This is a genomic window from Caloramator quimbayensis, from assembly GCF_900167605.1.
In the GTDB taxonomy this organism is placed as follows: domain Bacteria; phylum Bacillota; class Clostridia; order Clostridiales; family Caloramatoraceae; genus Caloramator_B; species Caloramator_B quimbayensis.
The window spans coordinates 102111-116059 of record NZ_FUYH01000007.1 but is presented as its reverse complement, the minus strand read 5'-3'; the positions used below and the strand labels follow the sequence as shown (position 1 = coordinate 116059).

13 protein-coding genes are annotated in these 13949 nt (G+C 31.3%); 5 read left to right on the top strand and 8 right to left on the bottom strand.

Annotation, left to right across the window (positions count from 1 at the left end; genetic code table 11):
- The first annotated feature begins 65 nt into the window (after nucleotides 1-65).
- From purB to B5D15_RS06255, 4 genes are all read left to right on the top strand, one after another.
- The gene (purB, locus tag B5D15_RS06270) at nucleotides 66-1493 is read left to right on the top strand and encodes an adenylosuccinate lyase (protein WP_078696265.1); all 1428 of its coding nucleotides are present in this window, start codon (nucleotides 66-68) and stop codon (nucleotides 1491-1493) included.
- Between the two features lie 289 nt (nucleotides 1494-1782).
- Nucleotides 1783-2577, top strand: a complete 795-nt coding sequence (gene proC / locus B5D15_RS06265) for a pyrroline-5-carboxylate reductase (protein ID WP_078696264.1) — start codon at nucleotides 1783-1785, stop codon at nucleotides 2575-2577.
- Between the two features lie 34 nt (nucleotides 2578-2611).
- Nucleotides 2612-2791, top strand: a complete 180-nt coding sequence (locus B5D15_RS06260; RefSeq protein ID WP_078696263.1) for a hypothetical protein — start codon at nucleotides 2612-2614, stop codon at nucleotides 2789-2791.
- A 42-nt stretch (nucleotides 2792-2833) separates the two neighbouring features.
- The gene (locus B5D15_RS06255) at nucleotides 2834-3802 is read left to right on the top strand and encodes a tyrosine recombinase XerC (RefSeq protein ID WP_078696262.1); all 969 of its coding nucleotides are present in this window, start codon (nucleotides 2834-2836) and stop codon (nucleotides 3800-3802) included.
- A gap of 17 nt (nucleotides 3803-3819) precedes the next feature.
- On the opposite strand, the gene B5D15_RS06250 is transcribed toward B5D15_RS06255, so the two are convergent.
- The gene (locus tag B5D15_RS06250) at nucleotides 3820-4152 is read right to left on the bottom strand and encodes a hypothetical protein (RefSeq protein ID WP_078696261.1); all 333 of its coding nucleotides are present in this window, start codon (nucleotides 4150-4152) and stop codon (nucleotides 3820-3822) included.
- Nucleotides 4153-4264: 112 nt separating this feature from the next.
- Nucleotides 4265-4528: a cell division suppressor protein YneA gene (gene yneA, locus B5D15_RS06245; RefSeq protein ID WP_078696260.1), complete on the bottom strand. Its 264-nt coding sequence runs from the start codon at nucleotides 4526-4528 to the stop codon at nucleotides 4265-4267.
- A gap of 169 nt (nucleotides 4529-4697) precedes the next feature.
- Here yneA and lexA point away from each other — a divergent pair, with 169 nt between their 5' ends.
- Nucleotides 4698-5312, top strand: a complete 615-nt coding sequence (gene lexA, locus B5D15_RS06240) for a transcriptional repressor LexA (RefSeq protein ID WP_078696259.1) — start codon at nucleotides 4698-4700, stop codon at nucleotides 5310-5312.
- Between the two features lie 26 nt (nucleotides 5313-5338).
- Here the strand turns inward: lexA and B5D15_RS06235 are convergent, their stop codons facing one another.
- The 6 genes from B5D15_RS06235 to miaB form a co-directional block, all read right to left on the bottom strand.
- Nucleotides 5339-6628 (bottom strand): methionine gamma-lyase family protein, encoded by a 1290-nt coding sequence (locus tag B5D15_RS06235; RefSeq protein WP_078696258.1) that lies wholly within the window; start codon nucleotides 6626-6628, stop codon nucleotides 5339-5341.
- A gap of 76 nt (nucleotides 6629-6704) precedes the next feature.
- Nucleotides 6705-6956 (bottom strand): RNA chaperone Hfq, encoded by a 252-nt coding sequence (gene hfq, locus B5D15_RS06230; RefSeq protein ID WP_078696257.1) that lies wholly within the window; start codon nucleotides 6954-6956, stop codon nucleotides 6705-6707.
- Nucleotides 6957-7001: 45 nt separating this feature from the next.
- Entirely contained in the window at nucleotides 7002-7946 is a 945-nt protein-coding gene (miaA, locus tag B5D15_RS06225) for a tRNA (adenosine(37)-N6)-dimethylallyltransferase MiaA (protein ID WP_078696256.1), read from the bottom strand.
- Nucleotides 7947-7954: 8 nt separating this feature from the next.
- A complete protein-coding gene (gene mutL, locus B5D15_RS06220) occupies nucleotides 7955-9772 on the bottom strand; it encodes a DNA mismatch repair endonuclease MutL (RefSeq protein WP_179122213.1) in 1818 nt (605 codons plus the stop codon).
- A gap of 10 nt (nucleotides 9773-9782) precedes the next feature.
- Nucleotides 9783-12380: a DNA mismatch repair protein MutS gene (gene mutS / locus B5D15_RS06215; protein ID WP_078696254.1), complete on the bottom strand. Its 2598-nt coding sequence runs from the start codon at nucleotides 12378-12380 to the stop codon at nucleotides 9783-9785.
- A gap of 98 nt (nucleotides 12381-12478) precedes the next feature.
- The gene (gene miaB, locus B5D15_RS06210) at nucleotides 12479-13828 is read right to left on the bottom strand and encodes a tRNA (N6-isopentenyl adenosine(37)-C2)-methylthiotransferase MiaB (RefSeq protein ID WP_278305572.1); all 1350 of its coding nucleotides are present in this window, start codon (nucleotides 13826-13828) and stop codon (nucleotides 12479-12481) included.
- Between the last annotated feature and the right edge of the window lie 121 nt (nucleotides 13829-13949).

Sequence of the window (13949 nt, the reverse complement as noted above, 5' to 3'; positions counted from 1 at the left end):
TAATCGGCATATAGCGTAAAATCTACACTAATAATTAAAAAATATTCGTAGGAGATGATAAAAATATGCATGATTTATATGAAAGCCCGCTTATAAAAAGATACGCAAGCAAAGAAATGTCTAACATATTTTCTGATGATAACAAATTTTCTACATGGAGAAAATTTTGGATTGCTCTTGCAGAAACTGAAAAAGAATTAGGTCTTAACATTACACAGGACCAAATAGATGAAATGAAGCAGCATATTCATGATATAAACTATGAGGAAGCTGAGAAAAGAGAGAAAGAAACAAGGCATGATGTTATGTCCCATGTATTTGCCTATGGAATTCAATGTCCAAAAGCGAAACCTATAATTCACCTTGGAGCTACAAGCTGTTATGTAGGAGATAACACTGATGTTGTAATAATGAAGGAAGGACTTCTTTTAATACGAAAAAAGCTATTGCAATGTTTAAAAAATCTCAGGGATTTTGCAATGGAATATAAAAACCTGCCAACCCTTGCTTTCACTCATCTTCAACCAGCACAGCTTACAACAGTAGGAAAAAGAGCTTGCCTTTGGATTCAGGATTTAGTCTGTGACCTTGAATACCTCGATTTTGTAATAGATAACTTAAAACTATTAGGTGTTAAAGGAACAACTGGTACTCAGGCAAGTTTCCTAAACCTATTTGAAAATGAGCATGAAAAAGTTAAAAAACTTGATGATATTATATGTGAAAAAATGGGCTTTAAAAACAAATATTTTAAAGTTACAGGCCAAACATATACAAGGAAGCAGGATATGATAGTTCTTAATGCCTTATCCTCAATTGCAGAAAGCGCATACAAGTTCAGCAACGATATAAGAATACTCCAAAGTTTAAAGGAGATAGAAGAACCCTTTGAGAAAAATCAAATTGGTTCATCAGCAATGGCATATAAGAGAAATCCAATGAGAAGCGAAAGAATATCTTCTCTTTCAAGATATGTTATTATTAATTCATTAAATCCTGCAATAACCGCATCAACACAATGGTTCGAAAGGACTCTTGATGATTCAGCAAATAGAAGAATTGTAATTCCTGAGTCATTCCTTGCAGTAGACGGCATACTAAATCTATATATAAATATTACATCTAATATGGTAGTATATGAGAAGGTAATAGAAAAGCACATAAAAGAAGAACTCCCCTTCATGGCAACCGAAAACATATTAATGGAGGCAGTTAAAAAAGGAGGGGATAGGCAGGAACTGCATGAAAGAATAAGAATTCATTCTATGGAAGCCGCAAAGAAAGTTAAACAAATGGGAGAAAGCAATGATTTAATCGAGAGAATATGCAGCGATACAGCATTTAAGCTCGATAAAGATGATATAATTGATGCATTAAAAGCTGAAAATTTCATCGGAAGAGCTAAAGAGCAGGTGGAAGAATATATAAAATCAGATGTAGATCCTATTTTAACAGAATGCAGCGAAAAAATGAATATTGATATAAATGTTTAATAATAAAAAGAAAGGGATTGTTTATTTGTTAACAACCCCTTTCTTTTTAATATAATCTGTCGAAAATAAATATATAGATTATTTTTTCTTTCGACAGATTATATTTTTTATATTTGATAATGTTTATCAATTACAAAAGTCGAAAAAATTATATAAACATGAAAGTAACACGCTATAAAATGCAAGATTATTAACACGAGTTATCCACCGATGTTATTAAAATATTAAATGTGTTATCAATGATTAATTTTTATGATAAAATGTAATAAAAAAAGCAGGAGGTATTTAAATGATAGGTTTTATTGGATGCGGAAACATGGCAAATGCAATGATAAATGGAATGTTAAAAAATAATATAAAAAGTGATGATATTTTTGTATACGATACTGACAAAAGCAAGCTTGAGATTATGTCTAAAAACGGCATTAACATTTGTAAAAGCAGTCATGATGTTTTTAAAAAAAGCAAATATATATTTTTAGCTATCAAACCAAATGTTTATAGCGATGTACTAAATGATGTTAAAGGCGTAATTGAAGATGGCTCTGTAATAATATCAATGGCTGCAGGCTTTAAAATAGATAGCATAAAGCAAATAATAGGCAGCAAGAAAGTTGTAAGGATAATGCCTAATACTCCCGCATTAGTCGGAGAAGGTTTTACTGCAGTATGTTTTGATAATCTTATTGATGAAAAGGAGAAAAATACTGTAATGAGTTTACTTAAGTCCTTCAGCTGTGTTGTTGAAACAAAGGAAAACTATATAAATGCTTATTCAGCAATATCCGGAAGCGGTCCTGCCTTTGCTTTTATTTTTATAGAGGCTATGGCTGATGCTGCTGTACTCCTTGGAATTCCAAGAGAAGAAGCTTATAAAGCAGCACAGCAGACACTGCTTGGAAGCTCAAAACTCGCTATGCTTTCTCAAAAACACCCTGGAGAACTAAAGGATATGGTATGTTCACCTGGAGGTACAACTATTGAAGGAGTTAGAACCCTCGAGGAAAAAGGATTTAGAAGCGCTGTTATAGAATGTATCGTTAATACATATAAGAAAAACCTCGATATTAACAGCATAAGATAACATCTAAAATTACATAAATTCGAGGTGATGTTAAATGATATTTAGAATTTTACTTTTTATAGTTTCAATAATGTTTTTTGCAGCTTTATCCTTTTTTCTTCTTCTTGAGCTTGGGAGCAATAATAAAAAATCTAAAAACAAAAGAAAATCTCAAAGTCATCAAAGCAAGCCAAATAATTATTGGAGCAGCAGCAAAAAACATTATGCTAAATAATAATTTAGCATAATGTTAATGAAATTTGGGGGAGGGGATACTATGGAAGAACATCTTGAGATTTATGACGAAAATCTGCCTTCGATATTAAACGACTTTTTAGGATACCTATATACTATAAAAGGAAAATCACCTAATACTATAGATGGTTATAAAACGGATTTAAGACTGTTTTTAAAGTACACAAAGAAAATAAAAAAAAACATAAAAAATGATATAGATGATGTTTATATAGGTGACATTGATGAGGATTTTATAAAATCGATTAGACTTTCTGATTTATATTCTTTTATAAATTATGTTACTTTAAAACGAGACAACAGCGCCTATGCAAGGGCCAGAAAAACTGCTTCTATAAAGTCTTTTTTCAACTATCTCGAAACAAAAGTTAAAATAATAAAGGAAAATCCTGCAAGGGAGCTGGAATCTCCCAAAATAGAAAAAAGACATCCAGTATATCTTACATTAGAACAAAGCAGGCAGCTTCTGAGTATTGTTGACGGCAGGAATAAAGAAAGAGACTATGCAATCCTTGTATTGTTTTTAAACTGCGGCTTAAGATTATCCGAGCTTGTAAGTATAGACATAAATAAGATAAAGGGAGATACTTTGACTGTTGTTGGAAAAGGCAATAAAGAAAGAACTGTATACTTAAACTCTGCCTGCATAAAAGCAATAGAAAGCTACCTTTTAGTAAGGCCTAAGGATGGCGTAAAAGATAAGGATGCTCTTTTCTTGAGTGAAAGAAAGCAAAGAATAAGCAAGCTTACTGTGGAAGTGCTCGTTAAAAAATTTATTAAAAAAGCAGGTCTTTTTGATGATAAATATACACCTCATAAATTAAGACATACTGCTGCTACGCTCATGTATAAGTATGGTCATGTAGACATTAGAGCTCTTCAGCAAATATTAGGTCATGAGAGCGTATCTACAACTCAAATATATACCCATATTGACGATGAAAAGCTAAGAGAAGCTATTAAATCTAATCCACTATCAGAAGAAAACTAAAAGAGTAGAACTCTCCTCTACTCTTTTCTTTTTAAAATTTTATTTATTTTTTTATCATATTCTTCTTTCAATTCAGGTATATCCTCTATATACAAAGAATCGTTAAATGCATCCTCTTCATCATATTCAAATTCATCATCTAAATTTTCTATGGTTTCATCATATATATAATCTGATAGCTCTTCTTCATTATCTAAAATGCCATCAATTCTAATTTCTATATAATCTTTGTTATCTTCAAGGCATCTTCCGCAGTTATCGCACAATTTTTCAGGATTTAAATCGCATATATTACACATATTGCATTCATCGCAGATTTTATTTGAATTTAGAACGCATATTTTTTCCATATCATCATTCCTTTATAATTAATTTTACAGTTATTATGTAAGCACTAAATTTGCTGCTATTAAATAATTTCATAATAGATTATACCAAAATTTAAATAGAAGTAAATATAAATCAATCGGCAGGTATAATGAGCTGCTCTCCTGGAATTAAAATAGATGTTTCTAAATTATTTATCTTTTTTATTTCATAAATAGTTTTTCGAATGTCTTTATTTTTGGGACCATACTCCTTTGCTATTTTCCACAAAGTATCTCCTTTATATATAGTAACTCTTGTATATGTATTCTCTGCTTTTGTTTTGTTTTCAAATACGAAAAACATAACAAGTATTGCTGCAAAAACAATAATAAAAAAATATTTTCTCTTTGACTTCATTTAAAATCCCCTCTTTCTTTTAAAGTTTCTATCAAATCATTGAACATATGTTCTGATTATAGTATATAGAACTTTTGTTCTGTTGTCAACATGATTCGAACACAGGTTTGCATATTTTTCATTATTATGCTATAATTTATATAAATTTCATCGCTAAGGAGTGTAAATCATGATAAATAATGATATATCTGATAAGCAGCAGGAAATTCTGGACTTTATAAAGCACGAAATATCCATAAAAGGTTACCCTCCATCTGTTAGAGAAATATGCAGTGCTGTAGGTCTTAAATCAACTTCTACCGTTCACGGTCATCTTGAAAAACTTGAAAAGAAGGGATTTATAAGAAGGGATCCAACAAAGCCGAGGGCCATTGAAATACTTGATGAAACAACATATGATAAAGAAATCATTGCTGTTCCTATAGTAGGTTCTGTTGCTGCCGGTCAGCCTATACTTGCAGTAGAAAACATAGAGGATAAATTTCCTCTACCTCTAAATTATTTTCCAAACAACAGCAATATGTTTATGCTTCAAATAAAAGGTGACAGCATGATTGGATGCGGTATATTAGACGGAGATTATATTATAGTAGAGCAGCAATTAATTGCAAATGACGGAGATATAGTTGTAGCTCTCGTTGAAGATAGTGCAACAGTTAAAAGATTTTATAAAGAAAAGGAATATATAAGACTTCAGCCTGAAAATCCGAATATGGATCCTATCATAGTTAATGACTGTAAAATTCTTGGAAAGGCTGTCGGCTTGTTTAGAAAGATAAAGTAAAAAGTCCCTTATTAGGGACTTTTGTTTTACTTTTTATTATTCAAAACATTAGAAAGGCCTATCATTATTCCTATTTTAGCATGCTCAAAGGTCAGCCCTCCCTGAAGATATGCGATATATGGAGGACGTATAGGAGCATCAGCGCTAAGTTCAATAGAAGATCCCTGAATAAATGCTCCTGCTGCCATAATAACCTCATCAGTATATCCCGGCATATCCCAAGGCTCGCATTCTACAAAGGAATCAACGGGCGAACCCTTTTGTATACCTTTACAGAAATTTATAAGATCATCTCTATTATTAAACTTAATTGCCTGAATAATATCGCTTCTCTTTTCATAATATTTTGGGGACACCTCAAAATTAGCTAATTCTAAAAGCCTCGAACAAAATATTGCAGATTTTAACGCCTCTGCTGTGATATGGGGGGCTAAAAACAATCCTTGAAACATCTGCCTTATAACTCCAAAGGTAGAACCACACTCTTTTCCAAGTCCTGGCGCAGTAAGCCTGTATGCTGCCTGTTCTACATATTTCTTCTTACCGCATACATATCCTCCTGTTGGAGCGATTCCTCCTCCTATATTTTTAATTAATGAACCTGCTGCTAAATCAGCCCCAACTTCTGTAGGTTCTAAAATATCGATAAATTCCCCATAGCAGTTATCTACAAAACATATTATATCTTCCCTTATGGATTTAATCGCATTTATTGCCTCTTTAATATCTGAAAGACTAAGAGAAGGTCTCCATCCATATCCCGTTGAACGCTGAATTTCAATCATCTTTATTGTTTTATCGTTTTTAACAGCCTCAACTGCAGAATTAATATCTATTTTACCCTCTTTTAAAAGTTCAACCTGTTTATATTTTATTCCATATTCCATTAATGAACCATTGTTTTCTCCTTCAATTCCTATAACCTGCAAAAGAGTATCATAGGGTTTTCCTGTTATAGATAAAAGAGTATCATTAGGTCTTAAATTTCCTGTCAAAGCAAGGGTTATAGCATGTGTTCCTGAAACTATATGTGGCCTTACTAACGAATCCTCACAGGAAAATATTCTTGAATATACCCTCTCTAATGTATCCCTTCCTATATCTCCATATCCATAACCAGTTGTATTAGTAAAATGAGCATCGCTAAGCCTTTCTGACTGCATAGCATAAAGAACCTTAGCCTGATTATATTCTTTAATATCATCTATCTGGCTGAATGTATTTAAAACATCCTGCAGAGCTTTCTCAGAAATATAAATAACTTCATCTGAAATATTGAAACACTTTTTTATCATATCCTTTGATATTTCAAGCATTTGTAACCTCCAAGTCAATACAAAGTATTATGAATCAATAAACACAAAATAAATACCCTCAAATAGAGGGCATTAATCATTCTTTATCTTCTCCATAGCTGCTAAGTGTAGTATAAAGCACAGGAGTTAATGGAGTTATAGTTGATATTGCATGCTTATAAACCATAATCTGCTTGCCTTCATTTTCAAGTATTACTGTAAAACTGTCAAATCCTTTAACAAGTCCTTTAAGCTGAAATCCATTAACAAGATGTATTGTAACTCCTATTTTATTTTTTCTAGCTTGATTTAGGAAAACATCCTGAAGATTATTAGCATTTTTATTCATAGCATCATCCTCCAAGGTAAAATAAGTTTATAATATAATATTATTCTATACGAGATTAAATTTGCTTTCAATATAGTAAATCATATTTTCCAAAATTTCATCAACATCGTTAAACTTATCAATATCTATCCAGTGTATCCTCTCTTCCCTTCTAAACCAGGTAAGCTGTCTTTTTGCATAATGCCTTGTGTTTTGTTTTATTATATCCTTTACTTCATCTAAAGTATAAATGCCGTCAAGATAATCAAATACTTCTTTATACCCTATACCCTGCATCGATGTCATATTTTTATTATATCCCATATTCTTTAATTTTTTAACCTCATCTACAAGACCTTTTTCAAACATTTCATCAACTCTTTTATTTATTCTATCATATAACTTTTGCCTATCCATGTAAAGCCCCATATATGCTAAATTATATTCAATTTCTTTACTTCTTGATTCTAATATATACTCAGTCATAGTTTTTCCTGTATTTTTATAAACTTCAAGTGCTCTTATAATTCTTTTTATATCGTTAGGGTGAAGCCTTGCTGCAGATTCTGCATCGATTTCCCTCAGCATATTATGTATATACTCTCCACCGTAATTTTCAGCTAATTTTTGAAGATATAATCTATACTCTTTATCCTGTGAAGTATTAGTAAAATCTAAAGGATAAGTAAGGGAGTTTATATAAAGACCTGTACCGCCGACCACAACAGGCATTTTGCCTCTGCTTATAATATCATCTATACACTCTCCCGCTTTTTGCCTATATAGTGCCACGCTGAATTCTTCTTCCGGCTCAATAATATCTATCATATGGTGTGGTATACCCTGCATCTCATCGATTGTAGGTTTTGCAGAGCCTATATCCATATATTTATAAATCTGCATTGAATCAGCAGAAACTATTTCTCCATTTATTATTTTTGAAAGTTCAATGGATAATAAAGTTTTTCCTGATGCTGTCGGCCCGGCTATTATAACTATATTTTTTTTCATCCTATCACCTACTGAATCCTTTTAAATCTTTTTTCAAGTTCATTTAGTGTCATCTTAATTATCGTAGGACGGCCATGGGGACAAGTAAAAGGATTTTCACAATACCTTAGGTTTTCAATGAGTTCATGCATTTCTTTATAATTCAGCTTATCACCTGATTTTACAGCGCTTTTACATGATAAAGTAAATATTATTCTGTCTATAACATTTATTCTCTGATTTTCTTTGTTATTAAGTATAGACAATATCTCATTAAATAATTCTTTATAATTGGGATTTCCATAAATAACAGGTACTGCTCTTATTGAAATTGAATTTCCTCCAAAGTCCTCTATTTGATAACCAAATCTGCTAAAGAAATCAATACTCTCTAATATTAGCTGTTTTTCACTTATTGAAAGGTTCATAATAATAGGTATTGCAACGTTTTGACTATATATCTTAGAATTATTATAGTCGTTTACATATTTTTCATAGTATATTCTCTCATGTGCAGCATGCTGATCTATAATATATAAATCATTTTCTCCTTCCGCGACAATATAGGTAAAGTGCATCTGTCCGATAATTGATAAAGGCTCTATTTTAGGTTCCTTCTGATTTGTTAAATTTTGAGAATCAAATTTATTATTTTCAACTAAAACTTCTTTTTGTAAAACTTCTTTATTTTTTTCATCATAAATATTATCTTCTTTTTCGTATAAATCTCTATAAGGCTTTTCTGTGCTTTCCTTTATCTTCTCAGTATCATGAAATATCATTTTTTGTTGTTCATAGTTTATTTTAGGTATATCTTTAATAATTTCACTTTTTGATTCTTTTATATCAGGAATCACCTTTTCAGATAATAAAGCATTTTTTACACCATTAAAAACATCCTTAAAAACAGCATTGTCATCTTGAAACTTAACTTCAGATTTTGATGGATGAACATTTACATCAACAAGTTCTGGATTTAAAAACATTTCTATAACAAAAAAGGGATATTTGTTTATTGTAAGCATCGATTTATATGCAGCTTCAGCTGCAGCTGCTACAACCTTGTTTTTTACATATCTTCTATTTACAAATACCGATTGACCGCTTCTGCTGCCCTTTGCAATGCTGCTGCTGCCTATATACCCTTTAATGGCTGCTATACTGCCGCTGTAATCTAATCTTATTACATTATTAACGATTTCTTTTCCATAAATCGATAGAAGTACTGATTTTAAATCTCCATCCCCTCTTGTTGCAAATATAAGTTTATCATTCAATCTGTATTTAAATGAAACATCTGTATGAGACATTGCTAAATTCTGCATAGTTTCAGTAATATACATTCCTTCACTTCTTTGTGATTTTAAAAACTTAAGCCTTGCTGGTGTGTTAAAAAAAACATCCTGAACAGTAATTATTGTTCCTGTCGGCGAACCGCAGTATTCCTTTGATAATATCTTTCCTCCTTCAATTATAATTTTAGCTCCAATATCATTTTCTTTAGTTTTAGATATCATCTCAACCTTTGAAACTGCCGCAATGCTTGCAAGAGCTTCACCTCTGAATCCTAATGTAGCTATTGTATTAAGATCATCTTCAGTTCTTATTTTACTTGTAGCGTGTCTTAAAAAAGCCTTATCTAAATCATCATATTCAATTCCGCATCCATTATCGCATACTTTTATATAAGTAATTCCTCCATTATTAACTTCGACAATTATTTCATCTGCTCCTGAATCTATTGAGTTTTCGACTAATTCCTTAATAATGGAGGCTGGTCTTTCAACAACCTCTCCAGCAGCAATTTTGTTTATAGTTTTTTCATCCAAAACCTTTATATTGCTCATTATACCACTCCTAAATCTTTTTAGCCTTAGTACACAGCCTATATAGATGATTAATCGCATCCATAGGAGTCATATTCATAATATCTAACTCTTTAAGTTCAGCAATTATTTCGTTTTCCTTAAAATTAAAAAGATTAATTTCCTTTTTATCTTCACAAACTATTGTAGCAGCAACTTCATCCTGCTTTAAGTTTAATTTTATACCTTTATTAATGTCGCTCTCTTCAAGCTTACTTAATATTTCCCTTGCCCTTATAACAACTTCATCTGGAAGCCCTGATAGTTTTGCAACTTGAATTCCATAACTTTGATCCGCACCGCCGCGAATAATTTTTCTTAAAAAGATTATATCATCGCCATGTTCTCTAATAGAAATGCAGTAATTTTTAGTTCCGCTAAGCTTTCCTTCCAGTTCAGTAAGCTCATGATAATGGGTTGCGAACAAAGTTTTTGCTCCAATTTTTTTGCTTATATAATCTATTACAGCCCAAGCAATGCTCAGTCCATCAAAGGTACTTGTTCCTCGCCCAACCTCATCAAGAAGTATCAGGCTGTTTTTTGTAGCATTTTGAAGTATATTTGAAACTTCAGACATCTCAACCATAAAAGTACTTTGTCCTGATGCTAAATCATCTGATGCTCCTATTCTCGTAAATATCCTGTCAACTATAGAAATGCTCGCTGACTTTGCAGGAACAAAGCACCCAATTTGAGCCATTAAAGTTATAAGAGCAACTTGACGCATATATGTTGATTTTCCAGCCATGTTTGGTCCTGTTATTATCGCTATCATATTATCCTTTAAATCGAGATATGTGTCGTTTGGAACAAATATGCTGTTTAAAACCTTCTCTACAACAGGATGGCGCCCTTCTTCTATTTTTATTATTCCATCATTCGTTATTACTGGTTTTGAATAATTGTTTTCAAAAGAAACAATTGCAAAGGATAAAAGTGAATCTACAATAGAAATCTGCCTTGCAGTTTTTTGTATTCTAACAACTTCTCTTGCTACTTTATCCCTTATTTCAGTAAATATCTGATATTCAATATCTATTACCTTTTGTTCAGAATTTAATATTAAATCCTCCATTTCTTTAAGCTCGGAAGTTATATATCTTTCACAATTTGATAGTGTCTGCTTTCTTATATATCTTCCTTCAGGGATGCTTGATAGATTGCTTTTTGTGATTTCAATATAGTATCCGAAAACCTTATTGTATCCTACTTTTAAAGATTTAATACCAGTAATTTCTCTTTCTTTTTGTTCAAGATCTGCAATCCACCCCTTACCGTTTTTCATTGCATTTCTAAGTTTATCTACATCAGCACTGTATCCATCCTTTATGATTCCCCCCTCTTTAAGGGTAAGAGGGGGATTATCCGATATAGATTTATCAATTAAATTATATATATCTTCAAGTATATCAAAATCATTATAAATATTTCTCAGCATCTCACATCTGCATTCCGATAAAGCAGATTTAATATCAGGAAGATTTTTTAAAGACTCCTTAAGCGACATTAAATCTCTTGCATTTGCAGCACTACAGCTTATTCGACTGATTAGTCTTTCAATATCATATATATTTTTCAAAAATTCCTTTAAATCACCGCAGACATAAACATTGCTTATTAATTCTTCAACAGCATCAAGCCTTTTATTAATCTCGTCTGTGCTTATCAAAGGTTCCTCAATCCATTTTCTAAGCATTCTGCCTCCCATAGAAGTTCTTGTCTTATCAAGAAGCCAAAGCAGAGAACCTTTTGAACTTTTGCCTCTTATTGTTTCTGTCAGCTCAAGATTCCTTCTGGCTGTTGAATCGAGGACCATAAAATCATTAATCATATATTTTTTAATAGATGTAATCTGCATAAGACTGCTTTTTTGATTATCACGAATATAATTAAAAAGGCACGAACAAACAATTATCTCATTTTCATTAAATCCATCTAAATTAGAAAATTTTTTATTTAAAAATATATTATCATCCTCATTATGTTTTTTATAGGTTAAAAGCAGATTAAATCTATCTTTTATTATTTTTTCAGCTTTATTATCAATAGGTAAATCATTATCGATTATAATTAATTCCGATGGGTTATATTTAGAGAGCTCATCAATAACTCTATAAATTGATCCCCCTCCGCTCGTTACTAAAAATTCACCTGTAGAAATATCACAAACTGAAAGGGAAAAACTATCCTTATTCAAAAGAACACATGAAATATAATTATTTACTCTTTCATCAAGCATGTTGCTCTCTATTATAGTTCCAGGAGTTACAACCCTTATAATCTCCCTTTTAACTATTCCTTTTGCTAAAGCAGGATCTTCTACCTGTTCGCATATTGCAACCTTATATCCTTTTTCAATAAGCTTTGATATATATGTATCAGCAGAATGATAGGGAACTCCGCACATAGGAGCTCTTTCATCAAGACCGCAGTCTCTTCCAGTGAGTGCTATTTCAAGTTCCCTTGACGCAGTCTTTGCATCTTCAAAAAACATCTCGTAAAAATCTCCAAGCCTGAAAAATAGTATACAATCTTTACACGAATCCTTTATCTCAAGATATTGCAACATCATAGGTGTTAAAGCCAAAATAAATTCCTCCTTTTAGGCAAGACGAACTTTGCTATATCAAATATAATTATATAATAGATTATAAATATTTGTAAGATAAAAAAAGGGAGAAAAACTCCCTATCTTATCGTATTAATATATTCACCTAATAAAATAAAATTTTGAGGCTGAGTTATCTTGACATTAACAAGTTTTCCCTTAAGATCACTTTCATCAATAGCGGTAAAGTGAACAAGTTTCCCATTTCTTGTTCTTCCTGTAATCTTTGATTTATCAGTTTTGCTTGGCCCTTCTACTAATACCTCAACGATTTTATCTTTATACTCCATATTTTTTCTTTCGCATATATTATTTACAAGTTCAACAAGCCTGTTAAATCTATCATGTTTTACATCATCGGGTATTTGGTCGTCATATTCGGCAGCAGGTGTTCCCTTACGCTTTGAATATATAAATGTAAAGGCAGAATCATATTCAACCTTTGAAACAAGATCTAAAGTTTCATTGAAGTCTTCTTCTGTTTCACCTGGAAAGCCTACTATAATATCTGTAGTAATTGAAACATCCTTTATATTGCTTTTAATTTTATCAACAAGTTCAAGATATTTCTCCTTAGTATAATTTCTATTCATTTTCTTAAGTATTTTTGTGCTTCCAGACTGAACAGGCAAATGAATATGCTCACATAATTTTTCGCAATCTCTTATGGCTTCTATCACATCATCAGTTAAATCCTTTGGATGAGAAGTCATAAATCTTATTCTTTCAATTCCCTCAATCTCATTTACCATTCTTAAAAGTTTTGCAAAGCTCATACCTTCAATATCTTTTCCATAGGAATTTACATTTTGGCCAAGAAGAGTTATTTCTTTGTATCCCTTTGAAGCTAACTGTTTTATCTCTTCAATAATTGCTTCAGGTTTCCTGCTCCTTTCACGCCCTCTTGTATAAGGTACTATACAATATGAACAAAAGTTATTGCATCCATACATTATAGTTACAAAGGCCTTTATATCACTTTCTCTTTCAGATTCAATGCCTTCAATTATTTCTTCTTCTTTATCCCAAACTTCTATTATAGTAGAATTGCTTTGAAGTGCATTTTGAAGCAGCTCTGGAAATCTATGAATATTATGGGTGCCAAATATTATGTCTACAAAAGGAAATTTTTTCTTTATAGCTTGAGGTATACCCTCTTGCTGCATCATGCAGCCGCAAATTGCAATTATTATTTCAGGTCTTTTTTCTTTTAGTTTTTTTAATCTTCCAACATTGCCGTAAACTTTAAGTTCAGCATGTTCTCTTACACAGCATGTATTAAATAAAATTACATCAGCTGAATTTATATCTTCAGCCTTAATATAACCCATACCCTTTAAAAAACTTGCAAGTTTTTCAGAATCTTCTTCATTCATTTGACAGCCATAGGTTTCTATAAAATATTTTTTGTTATTATGTACTCTTTCCAATTATATCAACCCTTCTATCTTTATATATTATATATTGAATTTTAATATATTTATTATACACAAATATATTTTCTTTTGTAAATTAGTATTTATAATTTGATAGTTTACATAATTTATTTTA

Coding starts and splice junctions, on each gene's coding strand:
- purB (WP_078696265.1), top strand. CDS start 66: ATGCATGATTTATATGAAAGCCCGCTTATAAAAAGATACGCAAGCAAA.
- proC (WP_078696264.1), top strand. CDS start 1,783: ATGATAGGTTTTATTGGATGCGGAAACATGGCAAATGCAATGATAAAT.
- B5D15_RS06260 (WP_078696263.1), top strand. CDS start 2,612: ATGATATTTAGAATTTTACTTTTTATAGTTTCAATAATGTTTTTTGCA.
- B5D15_RS06255 (WP_078696262.1), top strand. CDS start 2,834: ATGGAAGAACATCTTGAGATTTATGACGAAAATCTGCCTTCGATATTA.
- B5D15_RS06250 (WP_078696261.1), bottom strand. CDS start 4,152: ATGGAAAAAATATGCGTTCTAAATTCAAATAAAATCTGCGATGAATGC.
- yneA (WP_078696260.1), bottom strand. CDS start 4,528: ATGAAGTCAAAGAGAAAATATTTTTTTATTATTGTTTTTGCAGCAATA.
- lexA (WP_078696259.1), top strand. CDS start 4,698: ATGATAAATAATGATATATCTGATAAGCAGCAGGAAATTCTGGACTTT.
- B5D15_RS06235 (WP_078696258.1), bottom strand. CDS start 6,628: ATGCTTGAAATATCAAAGGATATGATAAAAAAGTGTTTCAATATTTCA.
- hfq (WP_078696257.1), bottom strand. CDS start 6,956: ATGAATAAAAATGCTAATAATCTTCAGGATGTTTTCCTAAATCAAGCT.
- miaA (WP_078696256.1), bottom strand. CDS start 7,946: ATGAAAAAAAATATAGTTATAATAGCCGGGCCGACAGCATCAGGAAAA.
- mutL (WP_179122213.1), bottom strand. CDS start 9,772: ATGAGCAATATAAAGGTTTTGGATGAAAAAACTATAAACAAAATTGCT.